General features: G+C 67.8%; 15 protein-coding genes and 1 pseudogene. 11 read left to right on the top strand and 5 right to left on the bottom strand.

Going from position 1 to position 14,351, the window contains the following annotated elements; genetic code table 11:
• Positions 1 to 3: 3 nt before the first annotated feature.
• Positions 4 to 756, bottom strand: coding sequence for a phosphatase PAP2 family protein (locus ASE11_RS01125; RefSeq protein ID WP_056264588.1), 753 nt, complete (start codon positions 754 to 756; stop codon positions 4 to 6).
• A 95-nt stretch (positions 757 to 851) separates the two neighbouring features.
• Between ASE11_RS01125 and ASE11_RS01120 the strand changes: the two genes are divergently transcribed.
• The 4 genes from ASE11_RS01120 to ASE11_RS01105 all read left to right on the top strand — a co-directional run bounded on the left by ASE11_RS01120 (position 852) and on the right by ASE11_RS01105 (position 5,990).
• Entirely contained in the window at positions 852 to 1,556 is a 705-nt protein-coding gene (locus tag ASE11_RS01120; protein ID WP_056264585.1) for a response regulator transcription factor, read from the top strand.
• The gene (locus tag ASE11_RS01115) at positions 1,553 to 2,896 is read left to right on the top strand and encodes a sensor histidine kinase (RefSeq protein ID WP_056264582.1); all 1,344 of its coding nucleotides are present in this window, start codon (positions 1,553 to 1,555) and stop codon (positions 2,894 to 2,896) included. Before ASE11_RS01120 ends, ASE11_RS01115 begins: the two co-directional genes overlap by 4 nt.
• Before the next feature lie 74 nt (positions 2,897 to 2,970).
• Complete coding sequence (locus tag ASE11_RS01110) at positions 2,971 to 4,698, top strand: phosphoethanolamine transferase (protein ID WP_056264581.1); 1,728 nt, start codon at positions 2,971 to 2,973, stop codon at positions 4,696 to 4,698.
• A 95-nt stretch (positions 4,699 to 4,793) separates the two neighbouring features.
• Positions 4,794 to 5,990, top strand: a complete 1,197-nt coding sequence (locus ASE11_RS01105; protein ID WP_056264576.1) for a phosphoglycerate kinase — start codon at positions 4,794 to 4,796, stop codon at positions 5,988 to 5,990.
• A gap of 83 nt (positions 5,991 to 6,073) precedes the next feature.
• Here ASE11_RS01105 and ASE11_RS01100 read toward each other — a convergent pair whose 3' ends face one another.
• The 3 genes from ASE11_RS01100 to ytfE all read right to left on the bottom strand — a co-directional run bounded on the left by ASE11_RS01100 (position 6,074) and on the right by ytfE (position 7,687).
• Positions 6,074 to 6,502 (bottom strand): YbaN family protein, encoded by a 429-nt coding sequence (locus ASE11_RS01100; protein WP_056265573.1) that lies wholly within the window; start codon positions 6,500 to 6,502, stop codon positions 6,074 to 6,076.
• The gene (locus ASE11_RS01095; RefSeq protein ID WP_056264575.1) at positions 6,499 to 6,906 is read right to left on the bottom strand and encodes a SirB2 family protein; all 408 of its coding nucleotides are present in this window, start codon (positions 6,904 to 6,906) and stop codon (positions 6,499 to 6,501) included. The genes ASE11_RS01100 and ASE11_RS01095 overlap by 4 nt, the downstream gene beginning before the upstream one ends.
• 76 nt (positions 6,907 to 6,982) lie before the next feature.
• Positions 6,983 to 7,687, bottom strand: a complete 705-nt coding sequence (ytfE, locus tag ASE11_RS01090; RefSeq protein ID WP_056264573.1) for an iron-sulfur cluster repair protein YtfE — start codon at positions 7,685 to 7,687, stop codon at positions 6,983 to 6,985.
• Between the two features lie 111 nt (positions 7,688 to 7,798).
• Between ytfE and ASE11_RS01085 the strand changes: the two genes are divergently transcribed.
• From ASE11_RS01085 to ASE11_RS27045, 6 genes and pseudogenes are all read left to right on the top strand, one after another.
• Positions 7,799 to 8,314 (top strand): RrF2 family transcriptional regulator, encoded by a 516-nt coding sequence (locus ASE11_RS01085; protein ID WP_056264570.1) that lies wholly within the window; start codon positions 7,799 to 7,801, stop codon positions 8,312 to 8,314.
• A gap of 9 nt (positions 8,315 to 8,323) precedes the next feature.
• On the top strand, positions 8,324 to 10,234 hold the full coding sequence (locus ASE11_RS01080; RefSeq protein ID WP_056264569.1) for a type IV pili methyl-accepting chemotaxis transducer N-terminal domain-containing protein: 1,911 nt from the start codon (positions 8,324 to 8,326) through the stop codon (positions 10,232 to 10,234).
• The gene (locus tag ASE11_RS01075) at positions 10,231 to 10,914 is read left to right on the top strand and encodes a response regulator (protein WP_056264567.1); all 684 of its coding nucleotides are present in this window, start codon (positions 10,231 to 10,233) and stop codon (positions 10,912 to 10,914) included. The genes ASE11_RS01080 and ASE11_RS01075 overlap by 4 nt, the downstream gene beginning before the upstream one ends.
• Before the next feature lie 13 nt (positions 10,915 to 10,927).
• Positions 10,928 to 11,269, top strand: coding sequence for a hypothetical protein (locus ASE11_RS01070; protein WP_056264564.1), 342 nt, complete (start codon positions 10,928 to 10,930; stop codon positions 11,267 to 11,269).
• A gap of 172 nt (positions 11,270 to 11,441) precedes the next feature.
• Entirely contained in the window at positions 11,442 to 12,710 is a 1,269-nt protein-coding gene (locus ASE11_RS01065) for an MFS transporter (protein WP_056264560.1), read from the top strand.
• A 24-nt stretch (positions 12,711 to 12,734) separates the two neighbouring features.
• Positions 12,735 to 13,193: pseudogene (locus tag ASE11_RS27045) on the top strand (antiporter); the annotation flags it as partial.
• A gap of 374 nt (positions 13,194 to 13,567) precedes the next feature.
• On the opposite strand, the gene ASE11_RS27040 reads toward ASE11_RS27045, so the two are convergent.
• Positions 13,568 to 13,843 (bottom strand): hypothetical protein, encoded by a 276-nt coding sequence (locus ASE11_RS27040; protein WP_414842418.1) that lies wholly within the window; start codon positions 13,841 to 13,843, stop codon positions 13,568 to 13,570.
• Between the two features lie 26 nt (positions 13,844 to 13,869).
• Between ASE11_RS27040 and ASE11_RS27035 the strand changes: the two genes are divergently transcribed.
• Positions 13,870 to 14,319, top strand: a complete 450-nt coding sequence (locus ASE11_RS27035) for an MFS transporter (RefSeq protein WP_414842417.1) — start codon at positions 13,870 to 13,872, stop codon at positions 14,317 to 14,319.
• The last annotated feature ends 32 nt before the right edge of the window (positions 14,320 to 14,351 follow it).

The raw sequence follows: 14,351 nt of genomic DNA, 5'->3' as shown, positions 1-14,351 counted from the left end.
GACTCAGGCGGTCCCCCGCCGGGGCCGCATCAAGCGCCAGAGCGCCAGCGACACGCCGCCACAGATCACCATCGTCCACAGGGTGTGGCTGGGGTAGTGGGCGCCACGCGCGGTCTGCACCGCGCCGGCCAGCGCGCCGGCCACCAGCACCCCGGCGAGCCAGCGCAGGCCCACCGCGCGGCGGCGCGGCGTGCCTGCGTGCGGCAGCAGCCAGGGCAGGCTGAGCGCCAGAAAGGCGAACGCGCTCGAGGCGTGGCCACCGGGAAAGCAGCGCCCGGTGCCGCCGTCGGTCAGGCCCCAGGTCCAGTGCGACACGTAGACCGCGGTGCCGCCGAAGGCCTGCAGGTCCCAGGGGCAGCTGGTCTGGCTGGTGTTCTTGATCAGGTTGACCGCAGCCAGCGACAGCGTCACGGACAGCAGCACCGCGAGGCGCTCGCGCCGTGGCAAGGCGAGAGCCACCAGCCGGGGCTGGTTCCAGCGCGTGGGCCACAGCGTCCAGAGCGCGATCAACAGGAAAAAGCCCGTGGCGGCCTGGCGCACGCCCTCGTGCAGCACGCGCTCCAGCACCCAGCTGTGTTGCCAGGCAAAACCGTGCGGCGTGCCGAACTGCTGCATGAACGCCAGGTCCAGCCCGCTCAGGTCCCACAGGCCGGTGAGCAGCAGCGCACCCAACCACCAGGCCGAGGCGTTCGAGGCCAGCGGCGGGGTGTCGACGGCGGTGCTGAAGGTCGCTGCAGCGCAGCGCGAATCGTGCATGGCCGCAGTGTCGGGCGCTTGGGTTAAGTGCGGCTTAAGCGGCAAACTCATAATGGCGCGATCCCCAACCAACGGACCCAAGGTCCGATTCGTCAATGCGCGCACTCGTGGTGGAAGACGATCCCGGCATCGCCAATGGTCTGCAGGCCTCGCTCAGGCAGGCGGGCTATGCGGTGGACCTGTGTGGCACGCTCGGCGCGGCGTGGCACGCGCTGTCGGTGGAGCCCTTCGACGTGCTGATCCTCGACCTGGGCCTGCCCGATGGTGATGGCCTGGACCTGCTGGCCCGTCTGCGCCGCCAGACCGCCCCCGTGGCCGGTCGCGCAGCGATGCCCCGCAACGACCTGCCGGTGCTGATCATGACGGCACGCGATGGCGTGAGCGACCGCGTCAGCGGTCTGGACAGCGGTGCCGACGACTACATCGTCAAACCTTTCGACGCCAACGAGTTGCTGGCCCGACTGCGCGCCATGCTGCGCCGTGCGGTGGGGCGCAGCAGTCCGGTGATCACCCATGGGGATCTGGTGGTGGACCCGGCGGCCCACACGGTGCTGCGCGCCGGTGAGGCGGTGCCGCTGGGTGGCAAGGAGTTCGCGCTGTTGATGACGCTGCTGCAGGCGCGCCCGCAGGTGCTGTCCAAGTCGCGGCTGGAGTCGTCGTTGTACGGCTTCGGTGAAGCGCTGGACAGCAATGCGATCGAGGTGCACATCCACCACCTTCGCCGCAAGCTCGGCGAGTCGCTCATCAAGACGGTGCGCGGCGTGGGCTACTTCGTGCCGCAGCAGGACCCACCCGCATGACGGCGCACACCGCCACGGCACGCCTGCCCACGTTGTGGCGCTACCTCTGGAGCTGGGTGATGGGCGCCCTGCTGGTGGTGTGGACCACGCTGCTGATCGTGGCCTGGTACACAGGCCACCACGAGGCCGAGGAGATCACGGACGGGCAACTGGAGGCGGTGGCGCGCCTGTGGCTGTCGGTCGAACCCGACCAGACCCTGTCCACACCCGAACCCATCGCCTCCAGCCGCACGCGCGCCTATGTGCAGGACGTGGCCGTGCTGCACTGGGTCGACGGCCAGCTGTTCACCGACACCCACACGCTCGCCGCCAGCGTGGGCCTGGACTTCGCGCCTTCGGTCGGCTTCTCCAACCGGGTGCAGAACACACCCAGCGGCCAGGTGCGCTGGCGCGTGTATGCCGCTGCGGGCCAGGGTGAGCACGCGGCCGATTTTGTCGCTGTCTTGATGGACATGGACCACCGCGTCGACCTCGGTCGCGACATGGCACTCAAGCTCGCACGCCCGGCCCTGCTGGTGTTGCCCCTGGTGGCACTGCTGCTCTGGTGGGCGCTGCGCCGTGGCCTGAGCCCGCTGGTGCGCCTGTCGCGCGACGTGGCCGCGCTCGACGGCCTCGGTGGCCAGCGCCTGGACACCGAGCACCGCTTTCACGAGTTCTCCAGCACGGTGCACGCCATCAACACGCTGGTGGATTCCCTGCAGACACAGGCCCGGCGCGAACGGGAATTTGCGTCGGACGTGGCGCATGAGTTGCGCACGCCCCTGGCGGCCCTGTCGCTGCAGGCGGCCGCGGCGCAGCACGACCCCTCGCCCGAGCGGCTGGCGCAGCTGGAGGCTTCCGCGCTGAGGGCCGGCCACATCCTCTCGCAGCTGCTGGAGCTCGCGCGCGCTCAGCGCGACGGCTTGGGCCGTGAGGCCTGGAAGGACGTGTCGGTGGGCAATGTTGCGGCCGGTTTGATCGCCTCGCACGCACAGGAAAGCTTTGAGCGCGGCCACGAGCTGTCGCTGGAGCAGCCTGATGCGCCGGTGATCCTGCACGTGCAGCCCACGCTGCTGGAGCTGGCCTTGCGCAACCTGATCGAGAACGCCTTGCGCCACACCCCGCCGGGCACGCAGGTGGTGGTGGAGGTCTGGCAGACCCCAACCGAGGTGGGCGTGTCGGTCAGCGACGACGGCCAGCGTGCCGACGCGCTGCCTTCCACCCAGGCGCAGGTGCCGCGGGGCTTGGGCCTGGGCCTGCGCCTGGTTGAGCGCATCGCCGAGCAGCTGGGCGCCACGCTGCAGCGTGACACAGCAGAGGCGCCCATGACGACCCGCTTCAGGCTTCGGTGGCCGCGCTGATGGCCATAAGGTTGACTTAACCCGCGAGCGCGAGGCTTCACAGGTCGGCATGTGCCGACCCCGAGGTTTCGCCCATGCTTTCGTCCCCAGCCCTGACGCCGCCAGCCGGCATCCGACTTCCCCGCCCGACCTGGCGCCCCGCCACCGCCGTGTGGCTGCTGTCGCTGTGGCTGGCCGTGGCAGGCAACCTGCCGCTGTGGCTGCGGGTGAACGAACTGGCCGGTACCCCCACGCAACGCCTGGCGCTGCTGGGGGGGTTCGGCCTGGTGGTGCTCGGCATCACCGCCGCCCTGCTCTCGCTGCTGGCCTGGCCGCGCGTGTTTCGCCCGGTGGCCACCGCGCTGGTGCTGGTGAGCGCCTTCAATACGCATTTCATGCTGCAGTACGGCGCGGTGATCGACCCGACCATGCTGGCCAACGTGGTGCAGACCGACGTGCGCGAGGTGCGCGACCTGATGTCGTGGGCCTTGCCGCTGACCGTGCTGCTGGTGGCGGGCCTGCCGCTGTGGGTGATCTGGCGCCGGCCGCTGGCCATGCGCAGCTGGTTGCCCCAGACCGGGCGCAACGCGCTGGGCGCCCTGGTCGGCGTGGTCGCGGTGGTGGCCGCCACCCTGCTCACCTACCAGGACCTGGCCTCGCTCATGCGCAACCACAAGGAATTGCGCTACATGGTCAACCCGGTCAACACCGTGTATGCCGCCAGCCGCCTGGCGGTGGACCAGCTGCCCCGTCAGGTTCAGGCCCTCAAGCCCGTGGGCGAGGACGCCCGGCTCGGCGCCAGCTACAGCGGCCAGAGCAAACCGCCACTGTTGATGGTGGTCGTGGGTGAGACCGCGCGCGCGCAGAACTTCGGCCTCAATGGTTACGCACGCAACACCACGCCGGCGCTCGCGCGCTGGCAGGCCGAGGAAGGCCTGGTCAACTTCAGCCAGGTGCACTCGTGCGGCACCAACACCAAGGTGTCGGTGCCCTGCATGTTCTCGCCGCTCACGCGCACGCAGGGCGGCGACCAGACACCCGAGCACGAAAACCTGCTCGACGTGCTGCAGCGCGCAGGTCTGGCCGTGCTGTGGATTGACAACCAGGCGGGCTGCAAGGGCGTGTGCGCCCGGGTGCCCAACGCCAGCACGCTGGACCTGAAGCTGCCCGGCCTGTGCGATGGCGGCGAGTGCCTCGACCCCGCCATGCTCGACGGCCTGGACGCGCGCATCGCCGCGCTCGACCCGGTGCGCCGCGCGCGCGGCGTGGTGCTGGTGATGCACCAGATGGGCAGCCACGGCCCCGCCTACTCGCACCGCTCGAGCGCCGAGCGCAAACCCTTCATGCCTGAGTGCACCAGCAACACGCTGTCCGACTGCCCGCCCGAGCAGCTGGTGAACGCCTACGACAACTCGATCGCGTACACCGACCACTTCCTTGACCTGTCACTGCGGTGGCTGAAGGAACGCGAGCAGAGCGGTGCCTTCCAGACCGGGCTGATCTACATGTCCGACCACGGCGAATCGTTGGGAGAGAGCGGTCTGTACCTGCACGGTGTGCCGTACGCGCTGGCACCCGAGCAGCAAACCCATGTCCCCATGGTGGCCTGGCTCTCGCCGGGCCTGCAGCAGCGCAGCGGCGTGGGGGAGAAGTGCCTGCGCGCCCAGGCCGACAAGCCGGTCTCGCACGATCACCTGTTTCACTCGGTGCTGGGTCTCATGGATGTGCAGACCCAGGCGCACGACCAGGCGCTGGACATGTTGGCGCCGTGCGCTGCGGCGTACGCCCGGGCCGGTGAGGCCCCGCGCCGTCCCGCCAGCTGAAAGGCAGGCCGTGTGAGGGTTTGTGGCGTTTCGCAGGGCGCGGGGCCTTTCTACAATGCGTGGGTTTGTCCTTCACCCCCCACCTGAACAGCACCATGTCCTTCATCCGCTTCTCCGATCTCTGCTCCAGTGGCCAGGCCAAAGGCCAGCGCGTGTTCATCCGGGCCGACCTCAACGTGCCGCAGGACGACGCCGGCCACATCACCGAGGACACCCGCATCCGCGCGAGCATCCCGGCGATCCAGATGGCGCTGGACGCGGGGGCGGCGGTCATGGTCACCTCGCACCTCGGCCGTCCCACCGAAGGAGCGTTCAAACCCGAAGACTCGTTGCAGCCCGTGGCCGCACGCCTGGGTGAGCTGATGGACCGCCCGGTGCGCCTGGTGGCCAACTGGATCGATGGGGATTTCTCCGTGAGCCCCGGTGAAGTCGTGCTGCTGGAAAACTGCCGCCTGAACGTGGGCGAAAAGAAGAACAGCCCCGAACTCGCGAAGAAGCTCGGCGCCCTGTGCGACATCTTCGTGCACGACGCCTTCGGCACCTCGCACCGCGCCGAGGGCACGACCTATGGCATCGCCGAGACCGCGCCCATCGCCTGCGCCGGCCCGCTCCTGGCCGCCGAGATGGACGCGATTGCCGCCGCGCTGCTCGCGCCCAAACGCCCACTCGTGGCCATCGTGGCCGGCAGCAAGGTCAGCACCAAGCTCACCATCCTGAAAAGCCTGGCCAGCAAGGTGGACCAGCTCATCGTGGGCGGTGGCATCGCCAACACCTTCATGCTCGCCGCCGGCCTGAAGATCGGCAAGAGCCTGGCCGAGGCCGACCTGGTCAATGAGGCGAAAGCCGTGATCGAAGCCATGAAGGCGCGCGGCGCCGAGGTGCCGATCCCCACCGACGTGGTGACCGCCAAGGCCTTCAGCGCCGACGCACCCGCCACGGTGAAGAAGGCCACCGAGGTGGCCGACGACGACCTGATCCTGGACATCGGACCCGAGACCGCCGCGAAGCTGGCCGCGCAACTGATGCAGGCCGGCACCATCGTGTGGAACGGCCCGGTGGGCGTGTTCGAGTTCGCGGCGTTCGAGAACGGCACCAAGGTGATCGCAGAGGCCATCGCCAGGAGCAGCGCCTTCAGCATCGCGGGCGGTGGCGACACGCTGGCGGCCATTGCCAAGTACGGTATCGAGAAGGACGTGGGCTACATCTCCACCGGCGGTGGCGCCTTCCTCGAGGTGCTCGAAGGCAAGACGCTGCCGGCGTTTGAGGTGCTCGCGCGCCGCGCCAAAGGCTGAACGAGCCCCCACGCTGCGCCGCTGCGCGGGTCGCTGCCCCCCGAGGGGGCTGATCCGGCTTGGGGCGGCCCGGCGCCGGATCGTCAGCGTCGATCCGGCCCGCGGGTCGGGATGCGCGCCACCACCAGCACCCCGATCACGGCGGCGACCAGCAACACCCCCAGCACCACCGGCTGGCCGCGAAAGCTCCAGGCCGACAGGCCGACCATCACCACCATCGACACCTGGGCCACCGTCTTGCTGCGCCGCGTGAGGCTGCGGTGGGTCTCCCAGTCGCGCACCATGGGTCCGAGGAAGCGGTGGTTGAGCAACCAGCCGTGCAGGCGCGGCGAAGCCTTGGCGTAACAGGCGGCGGCCAGCAGCACGAAGGGCGTGGTGGGCAGACCCGGCAGCACCACGCCGATGAGGCCCAGCAGCAGCGACACGCTGCCGGCCAGCCACAACAGCCAGCGCATCACGCGCGAGCGGTGCAGCGCGGCGCTGTCTGGCGCTGTCGGTTGGGGATGGGTCATGGCGCCCACCAGCCCAGCGGGTGCCGCGCCAGTGCGATCGAGGCCATGAAGGCCAGGCACAGCAGCGCGGCCAGCAGGAACAAGGCGCGCGAACGCGTGGAGCGAGCGCGCTTGAGTGCCATCGAGCCCAGGGCGATGTAGACCAGCAGCAGCGCGAGTTTGGTGCCCAGCCAGGGCGTGTGCAGCGGGTTGAGTTGCAGCAGCCACCACAGGCTGGCGCCCGCCGCGAGCAGGGCGGTGTCGATCGCCACGCTCAGGTGGCGCCAGCCCGGGCGCATGGGCCAGGCATGGCCCAGCAGCCCACCCAGACCCCGCAACGCGAACAGGCCCGCGCTGCCCGCGACCAGGCTCACATGGGTCTTGAGGAGCAGCGGGTAGGCCCAGGCGATGTCCGGTGTTGGCATGGGGTGGTGGCGGCGCGGTCGGGGAATGTCACCGCCAGCATAGCGGTTCCCACCGCGGCGCCATGCCGCGCACGGCTCAGCAGCAGGCCGCGCGCGCTGGCTCGTACTGCGGGAACAGCTGGTTGTTTTCCAGGTGGATGTGGGCGATCAGGTCGTCCGCGAACTGGTTGACGCCCGCGTACAGCGCGCGCCAGGTGTTGCACGCGTCTTGGGGCGGCGTGGCGTCGTGGGTCATGGCCATCAGGCGGTCGAGCTGTTCGCCATGGCTGGTGTGTTCCTCGCGCATCACGCCGATGGGGTGCACGGCCATGCCGCGCCCGCCCGCCTTGAGCATGGGGAACAGGATGTTCTCTTCCTTGGCCATGTGCTCCAGCATCTCGGCCTCGATGGCCTCGAGGTGCTCGGCCAGGCCGGCGGGCACATCGGGGTGCTCGCGGTGCACCGCCTCCACTCGGCGCGCCATGCGGATCAGTTCGGGCAACTGCTCGCGGTGCACGGCGTGGTAGCGCGTGAGGATATGGTCGATCATCTCGGCGGGCGCCTGCGGCACGGCCTGGTTTCCCGGGCGCTCCAGCAGCGCCAGTTCGGCCAGCACCGCGTCGACCGACAGGCCCTTGTTCTCGCAGGCCTGTTGCAGGGCGATCTGGCCGCCGCAGCAGAAGTCGAGCTTGAGACGGCGAAAGACGGCGGTGGCACCGGGCAGATCCACCGCGATCTGTCCGATGGGCTGGTCCGCGCGTCCGAGTCCGAGGGTGTCTGCAGGGGCGAAGGTGGTGTCCATGGTTGAAGGTCCTTAAAGATTCATTTGGAATGAATATATTAGCGCATAAAATGCACGCAACATGAATATTCAGACCGTCCACACGGACATCGGTCATCAGGAGGATGCGGCATGCGACTGACCAACTGGACCGACTACAGCCTGCGCGTGCTGATGTACTGCGCCGCCAGCGAGCAGCGCGAACAACCCGCCACCATCGGTGAAATCGCCGAGGCCCACGGCATCTCGCGCAGCCACCTGACCAAGATCGTGATGACGCTTTCCGGCCTGGGCCTGCTGGAGACCACGCGGGGCCGCGGCGGTGGCCTGCGCCTGCTCAAGCCGGCGCACACCATCGTGCTGGGCGAGGTGGTCCGACAGACCGAAAGCGACTTCACCCTGGTGGAGTGTTTCGACGCCGAACACAACAGCTGCCGCCTGGACGGCCACTGCCGCCTCAAGGGTGCGCTGCGCGAGGCCATGGACCGCTACCTGGAGGTGCTCGACGGGGTCACGCTGGCCGACCTGGTGGCACCCGCCGCGGGTGCGCGCGGTGGCCAGCGGCTGCATTTTGTGCCCGGCCTGCCGCGCCCGATCGACGTCGCGGTCCGTCGCTCGCGGGTATCTGCCGGCGACGAAAGCCGCTAACCTCGCGTCATGGTGTCCACCGCATCGTTGTCGACCAAGCTGGTGCGCATTGGCGCCGGGCTGCTGCTCGTCGCCTTGGCGTCCATCGGTCTCACGCTGTGGGTGACCTGGCAGCTCGAAGGCGGTGCGGCCGCGGTCAACGAAGCCGGGCGCATGCGCATGCAGACCTGGCGGCTCACCAGCGTGGCGCAGGCCGGGCGCGCACCGGCCGATGTGGCGGCATTGGTGCAGGAGTTCGACCGCAGCCTGGACCTGCTGCGCCAGGGCGATGCCAGCCGGCCACTCTTCGTGCCCTGGGACGACGCGGTCGGCCGCGAGTTCGCCACGGTGGAGGCGCTGTGGCAGAACCAGCGCCCGCTGTGGTTGCAGGAGGGCCCGCCCGAACCGGCGCAGGCGCTGGCCGCGGCCGACGCCTTCGTCGAGGCCATCGACGCCCTGGTGCTCGCGATCGAAAAGCAGCTCTCGGGCTTCACCGCCATCCTCAACCTGTTCCAGTTCCTCATGATGGCGCTGGCCATCGTCGGCGCGGTGGTGATGCTCTACACCGGCTACATGTATGTGATCAACCCGCTGGTGCACCTGCGCCAGGGCCTGCGACGGCTGGAGTCGGGTGACTTCAAGGCGCGGGTGGAGGTGGAGACGCTGGACGAATTCGGGCAGGTGGCGGGCGGCTTCAACCGCATGGCGTCCACGCTGCAGTCGATGTACGCCGGACTGGAGAGCCAGGTCGAGACCAAGACGCGCCACATCGAGGCGCAGCGCGCGCGGCTGGAGACCTTGTATGAGGTCAGTGCCTTCATGGCCCATGCCGGCTCCATCGAGGAGCTCTCGCGCGGATTTGCCCAGCGCGTGCGCTCGGTGGTGAAGGCCGATGCGGTCGCGGTGCGCTGGAGCGACGAGGCCAGCCAGCGTTACCTCATGCTGGCCTCCGACTGCTTTCCCCAGGACATGGTGGAGGAAGAGCGCAGCCTGCTGGCCGGAGCCTGCGCTTGCGGCAGCCTGCAGCCCGACGCGCGGACGCGCGTCATCCCCATCCACAGCCACGACGAGGCCCCGGTGCGCCACTGCGCGCGCGCCGGCTTCGAGACACTGGTGAGCGTGCCCGTGCGGCTTCAAAACCGCGTGCTTGGCGAAATCGACCTGTTCTACCGTTCGCAGGCCAGCCTGAGCACGGGCGAGACCGAGTTGCTCGATGCCCTGGCCAGCCACCTCGCCAATGCGCTGGAGAGCCTGCGCGCCTCCGCGCTGGAGCGCGAGGCGGCGGTGGGCGAGGAGCGCGCGCTGATCGCGCGTGAACTGCACGACTCCATCGCGCAGTCGCTGGCCTTCCTGAAGATCCAGGTCCAGCTGCTGCGCAACGCGGCGCAAAAGGGCCAGGAGGCGAGGGTGTTGAGCACGCTCGACGAGCTCGACGAGGGCCTGCGCGAAAGCATCAACGACGTGCGCGAACTGCTGGTGCACTTTCGCACCCGCACCAACACCGACGACATCGAGCGCGCGCTGCAGGAGACGCTGCAGAAGTTCCAGTACCAGACCGGTCTGCCCGCCAGGCTGCACGTCGAAGGCCATGGCCTGCCCTTGCCGGCCGATGTCCAGGTGCAGGTGCTGCACGTGTTGCAGGAGTCGCTGTCCAACGTGCGCAAACACGCCGGCGCCAATCACGTGCAGCTCGACGTGGTCAAGGGATCGCACTGGTTGTTTCGCGTGCGCGACGATGGCGCGGGCTTTGACGCGCTGGACGCGCCCGATGCCTCCCACGTGGGGCTGAAGATCATGGGCGAGCGCGCCAAGCTCATCGGCGCACGGGTCGACGTGAGCTCCGAGCCCGGCCAGGGCACCACCGTCACCCTGACCCTGCCACCCCATCCGGTGGCGGCCACGTCCACCCCCGCCCCCGTCGCCGAACCCACCGTTTCATGACCGACCCATCCGCCCGCCCGATCCAGTTGCTCGTGGTCGACGACCACTCCCTGTTCCGCCGCGGACTGACGGCGCTGCTCTCGCAGGACCCGCGCTTCGAAGTGAGCTGCGAGGCCGGCGACGTGGGCGAGGCGCTGCGCTGCCTGGCGCGCCAACGGCCCGATGTGATCCTGCTCGACAACCACCTGCCCGGCGTGCTGGGGGTGGACGCCATCCCCTCTCTGCGCGAGGCCGCGCCAGGCACCCGCGTCCTCATGCTCACGGTGAGCGAGAACGAGGCCGACCTGGTGGCCGCGCTCAAGGCCGGCGCCGACGGGTACCTGCTCAAGACCGTCGAGTCGCACCACCTGTGCGAGGCCATCGTCAAGGTGATGGACGGCGAGTCGGTGGTCAGCCCCGAGATGACCACCAAGCTGGTGTCGGCCCTGCGGTCGCAGCCGCCCGCCCAGGGTGAGGCGCCTGGTGCAGCGGTGGCCACCACCGACGCCGCACTTGCTTCGCTCTCGGTGCGCGAGCTCGAGATCCTGCACCTGATCGCACGCGGCGACAGCAACAAACACATCGCCCGCCAGCTCGACATCGCGGAGACCACGGTCAAAATCCACGTGCAACACATCCTGCGCAAACTCCACCTCACCTCGCGTGTGCAAGCGGCGGTGTTCGCCGCCCGTCACGCCTAACCAGGAGACCCCCATGGCCCTGCACCACCTCGAATCGGGTGAAATTGCCAACCTGCGCCACCTGGGCGGCGACGCGCTGAGCACCCAGTCCATCGCCTTGTTCAAGTCCGAGCAGCTCGAGGTCATCCGGCTGATGCTGCCGCGGGGCCGCTCCATGCCGATGCACCAGGTCGCTGGCGAGATCACCGTGCAGTGCCTCGAAGGCGCCATCGATTTTGAAACGCCCGAGGGCGTGCAGCGGCTGCAGGCCGAACAGCTGCTCTTCTTGCGCGGGGGCGTGCCGCACAGCCTGCTCGCGGTAGAAGACGCCAGCGTGCTGGTCACCATCGTCCTGGGGGTGGGGGATCGGCCCTGAGGCCTTGATCCAGATCAAGTGATGGCCACAAACCGGCCGCGCTAGTTCTTCCGGACGCACCGCGTCCCGCCACCATCGTTCTTCAGAGCCGCCCCCGGCACCCGGGTGGCGGATAGCCACGACGGCGCTCAGCGCCGACAGTCTTGCCATGCCCCGCGTGGAGAAAGACAACATGGCCTCTGAACTGAACAACGACAAAAAAGCCTGGTCGGTGCTGCTCGTCAGCACGCTGGCCTTCACCGTTTGCTTCATGGTCTGGATGATGTTCGGCGTCATCGGCATCCCGATCAAGAAGGCGCTCGACCTCAACTCCACCCAGTTCGGCCTGCTCATGGCCACGCCGGTGCTCACCGGCTCGCTGGTGCGCGTGCCGCTGGGCATCTGGACCGACCGCTTCGGCGGCCGCATCGTGATGGCCATCCTCATGGCCATCACCGTGCCGGCGATCTGGCTCATGAGCTACGCCACCGCCTACTGGCACTTCCTCACCATCGGCCTGTTCGTCGGCCTGGCGGGCGGTTCTTTCTCGGTCGGCACGCCCTACGTGGCGCGCTGGTTCCCCAAGCACCGCCAGGGCATGGCCATGGGCGTGTACGGCGCGGGCAACTCGGGCGCGGCGGTCAACAAGTTCGTCGCCCCGGTGCTGCTGGTGGCCTTCGGCTGGACCATGGTGCCGCAGGTGTACGCGGCCATCATGCTGGGCACGGTGGTGCTGTTCTGGCTCTTCACCTACAGCAACCCCGCCCACCTGGTGCCGAGCAACGTGTCCTTCATGGACCAGCTCAAGGCGCTGAAAGACCCCAAGGTGCTCAAGTACTGCCAGTACTACAGCATCGTCTTCGGCGGCTACGTGGCGCTCTCGCTGTGGATGGTGCAGTACTACGTGGGCGAGTTCGGTCTGGACATCCGCGTGGCCGCGCTGCTGGCGGCCTGTTTCTCGCTGCCCGGTGGCGTGCTGCGTGCCGTGGGCGGCGTGATGTCGGACAAGTTCGGTGCGCACAAGGTCACCTGGTGGGTGCTGTGGGTGAGCTGGATCTGCCTGTTCCTGCTGTCGTACCCGCAGACCGACTTCACCGTGGCCACGGTGGACGGCCCCAGGACCTTCCACATTGGCCTCAACGTCTACCTCTTCACCGCGCTGATGTTCATCCTGGGCATCGCCTGGGCCTTCGGCAAGGCCAGCGTCTTCAAGTACATCAGCGACGATTTCCCGAAAAACATCGGCGCCATCAGCGGCATCGTGGGCCTGGCCGGTGGCCTCGGCGGCTTCGTGCTGCCCATCCTGTTCGGCGCGCTGATGGACATCACCGGCATCCGCTCCAGCGCCTTCATGTTGATGTACGGCGTGGTCTGGGTCTCGCTCATCTGGATGTACTGGACCGAAGTGCGCCAGACCGAGGTCATGGGCGCCAACGCCAAACCCTTTTCACTTCAAAGCTGACCCCACGCGTCGGTTCACAACACCATGAGCAACACACACAAGATCGGCCCCGACATCGTGGACTGGCGCCCGGAGGATGAAACCTTCTGGAACACCACCGGTAAACGCATCGCCTACCGCAACCTCTGGATCTCGGTGCCGGCGCTGCTGTGCGGCTTCGCCGTGTGGGGCATGTGGGGAATCATCACGGTGCAGATGCTCAACCTGGGCTACCCCTTCAGCCAGGCCGAGCTTTTCACCCTGACCGCGATCGCCGGTCTGGCTGGCGCGACGATGCGCATTCCGGCCTCATTCCTGATCAGGCTCTCGGGCGGGCGCAACACCATCTTTCTCACCACCGCGATGTTGCTGGCCCCTGCCATCGGCACCGGCATCGTACTGCAGCATCCCGAGTGGCCGCTGTGGTCATTCCAACTCATGGCCTTGTGGTCGGGTGTGGGGGGCGGGAACTTTGCCTCTTCGATGTCCAACATCTCTTCGTTCTTTCCCAAACGCCTGCAAGGCACCGGCCTGGGACTAAATGCAGGACTGGGCAATTTCGGTGTCACCACCATGCAGATCGTCATCCCCCTGGTGATGACGGTGAGCATCTTCGGCGACGTGGGGGGTCAATCCATGACCTTGCAGAAGGAAAGCGGGTGGATCTTTGGGGCCATCCCGGCCGGTACCCCCACCTGGATCCAGAACGCCGGCTTTGCCTGGGTGTTGTCGCTCGTTCCCCTGTCCATCCTGTGCTGGTTCGGCATGAACAACCTCAAGACTGTTTCGCCCGACACCGGCGGGCCGATCACGGCGTTTCTAAAGATCATCTGGCTTTACACCCTGTCGTTCATTCCGGCCGGCGTTGGCCTGTACCTCTACCTGCCCGCGCCCAGCGGCTTGGGTGTGCTCAACATGTGGCTGGCCATGCCGTTGATCATCGTGAGCACCTTGATGGTGATGAAGATTACCGCGTTTGGTGCGATGAAAGACAACGTCGCGAAACAGTTCGCGATCTTCAGCAACAAACACACGTGGTCGCTGACCATCCTGTACATCGTCACGTTTGGCTCGTTCATCGGCTTCTCCATGGCGCTGCCGCTCTCGATGAAGGTGATTTTCAGCGTCAGCCACGTGCAGGACGCCAGCGGCATCCTCAAGCACACCTTGGTCAACCCCAATGGCCCAGATCCGGCCGCTGGGCGGCTGGATCGCCGACAAGGTTGGGGGCTCCATCGTCACCCAATGGGTGTGCGCGGTCATGGTGGTCGCTGGTGTGGCGGTGGGCTATGTGATGCAACTCGCCTACCAGTCGGCAACGCCGGAAACGTACTTCTTCATCTTCCTGGCGCTGTTCATGGTGTTGTTTGCCGCCAGCGGTATCGGCAACGGCTCCACCTTCCGCACCATCGGTGTGATCTTCGACCGCCAGCAGGCCGGCCCCGTGCTCGGATGGACCTCGGCCGTGGCCGCCTACGGCGCCTTCATCGCACCGGTGGTGATCGGTGCGCAGATCAAGGCTGGCACACCCCAGCTAGCCATGTACGGCTTCGCCATCTTCTACGCCGTCTGTCTGGTCTTGAACTGGTGGTTCTACCTGCGCAAGGGCTCTGAAATCCACAACCCTTGACGCCGCACCCACGCTGTCGCGCATCCCATTTT

Origin of the sequence: Hydrogenophaga sp. Root209, from assembly GCF_001428625.1 — a bacterium.
In the GTDB taxonomy this organism is placed as follows: Bacteria; Pseudomonadota; Gammaproteobacteria; order Burkholderiales; family Burkholderiaceae_C; genus Hydrogenophaga.
The sequence above is the reverse complement of the archived record's forward strand: the minus strand, read 5'-3'. Positions and strand labels throughout refer to the sequence as shown.

What these genes read in the sequence shown, in the direction of transcription:
- ASE11_RS27035 (WP_414842417.1), top strand. Translation starts at nt 13,870, where the DNA reads ATGGCCCAGATCCGGCCGCTGGGCGGCTGGATCGCCGACAAGGTTGGG.
- ASE11_RS01125 (WP_056264588.1), bottom strand. Translation starts at nt 756, where the DNA reads ATGCACGATTCGCGCTGCGCTGCAGCGACCTTCAGCACCGCCGTCGAC.
- ASE11_RS27040 (WP_414842418.1), bottom strand. Translation starts at nt 13,843, where the DNA reads ATGCCGCTGGCGTCCTGCACGTGGCTGACGCTGAAAATCACCTTCATC.
- ASE11_RS01095 (WP_056264575.1), bottom strand. Translation starts at nt 6,906, where the DNA reads ATGCCAACACCGGACATCGCCTGGGCCTACCCGCTGCTCCTCAAGACC.
- ASE11_RS01100 (WP_056265573.1), bottom strand. Translation starts at nt 6,502, where the DNA reads ATGACCCATCCCCAACCGACAGCGCCAGACAGCGCCGCGCTGCACCGC.
- ytfE (WP_056264573.1), bottom strand. Translation starts at nt 7,687, where the DNA reads ATGGACACCACCTTCGCCCCTGCAGACACCCTCGGACTCGGACGCGCG.
- ASE11_RS01120 (WP_056264585.1), top strand. Translation starts at nt 852, where the DNA reads ATGCGCGCACTCGTGGTGGAAGACGATCCCGGCATCGCCAATGGTCTG.
- ASE11_RS01080 (WP_056264569.1), top strand. Translation starts at nt 8,324, where the DNA reads ATGGTGTCCACCGCATCGTTGTCGACCAAGCTGGTGCGCATTGGCGCC.
- ASE11_RS01070 (WP_056264564.1), top strand. Translation starts at nt 10,928, where the DNA reads ATGGCCCTGCACCACCTCGAATCGGGTGAAATTGCCAACCTGCGCCAC.
- ASE11_RS01110 (WP_056264581.1), top strand. Translation starts at nt 2,971, where the DNA reads ATGCTTTCGTCCCCAGCCCTGACGCCGCCAGCCGGCATCCGACTTCCC.
- ASE11_RS01115 (WP_056264582.1), top strand. Translation starts at nt 1,553, where the DNA reads ATGACGGCGCACACCGCCACGGCACGCCTGCCCACGTTGTGGCGCTAC.
- ASE11_RS01085 (WP_056264570.1), top strand. Translation starts at nt 7,799, where the DNA reads ATGCGACTGACCAACTGGACCGACTACAGCCTGCGCGTGCTGATGTAC.
- ASE11_RS01105 (WP_056264576.1), top strand. Translation starts at nt 4,794, where the DNA reads ATGTCCTTCATCCGCTTCTCCGATCTCTGCTCCAGTGGCCAGGCCAAA.
- ASE11_RS01075 (WP_056264567.1), top strand. Translation starts at nt 10,231, where the DNA reads ATGACCGACCCATCCGCCCGCCCGATCCAGTTGCTCGTGGTCGACGAC.
- ASE11_RS01065 (WP_056264560.1), top strand. Translation starts at nt 11,442, where the DNA reads ATGGCCTCTGAACTGAACAACGACAAAAAAGCCTGGTCGGTGCTGCTC.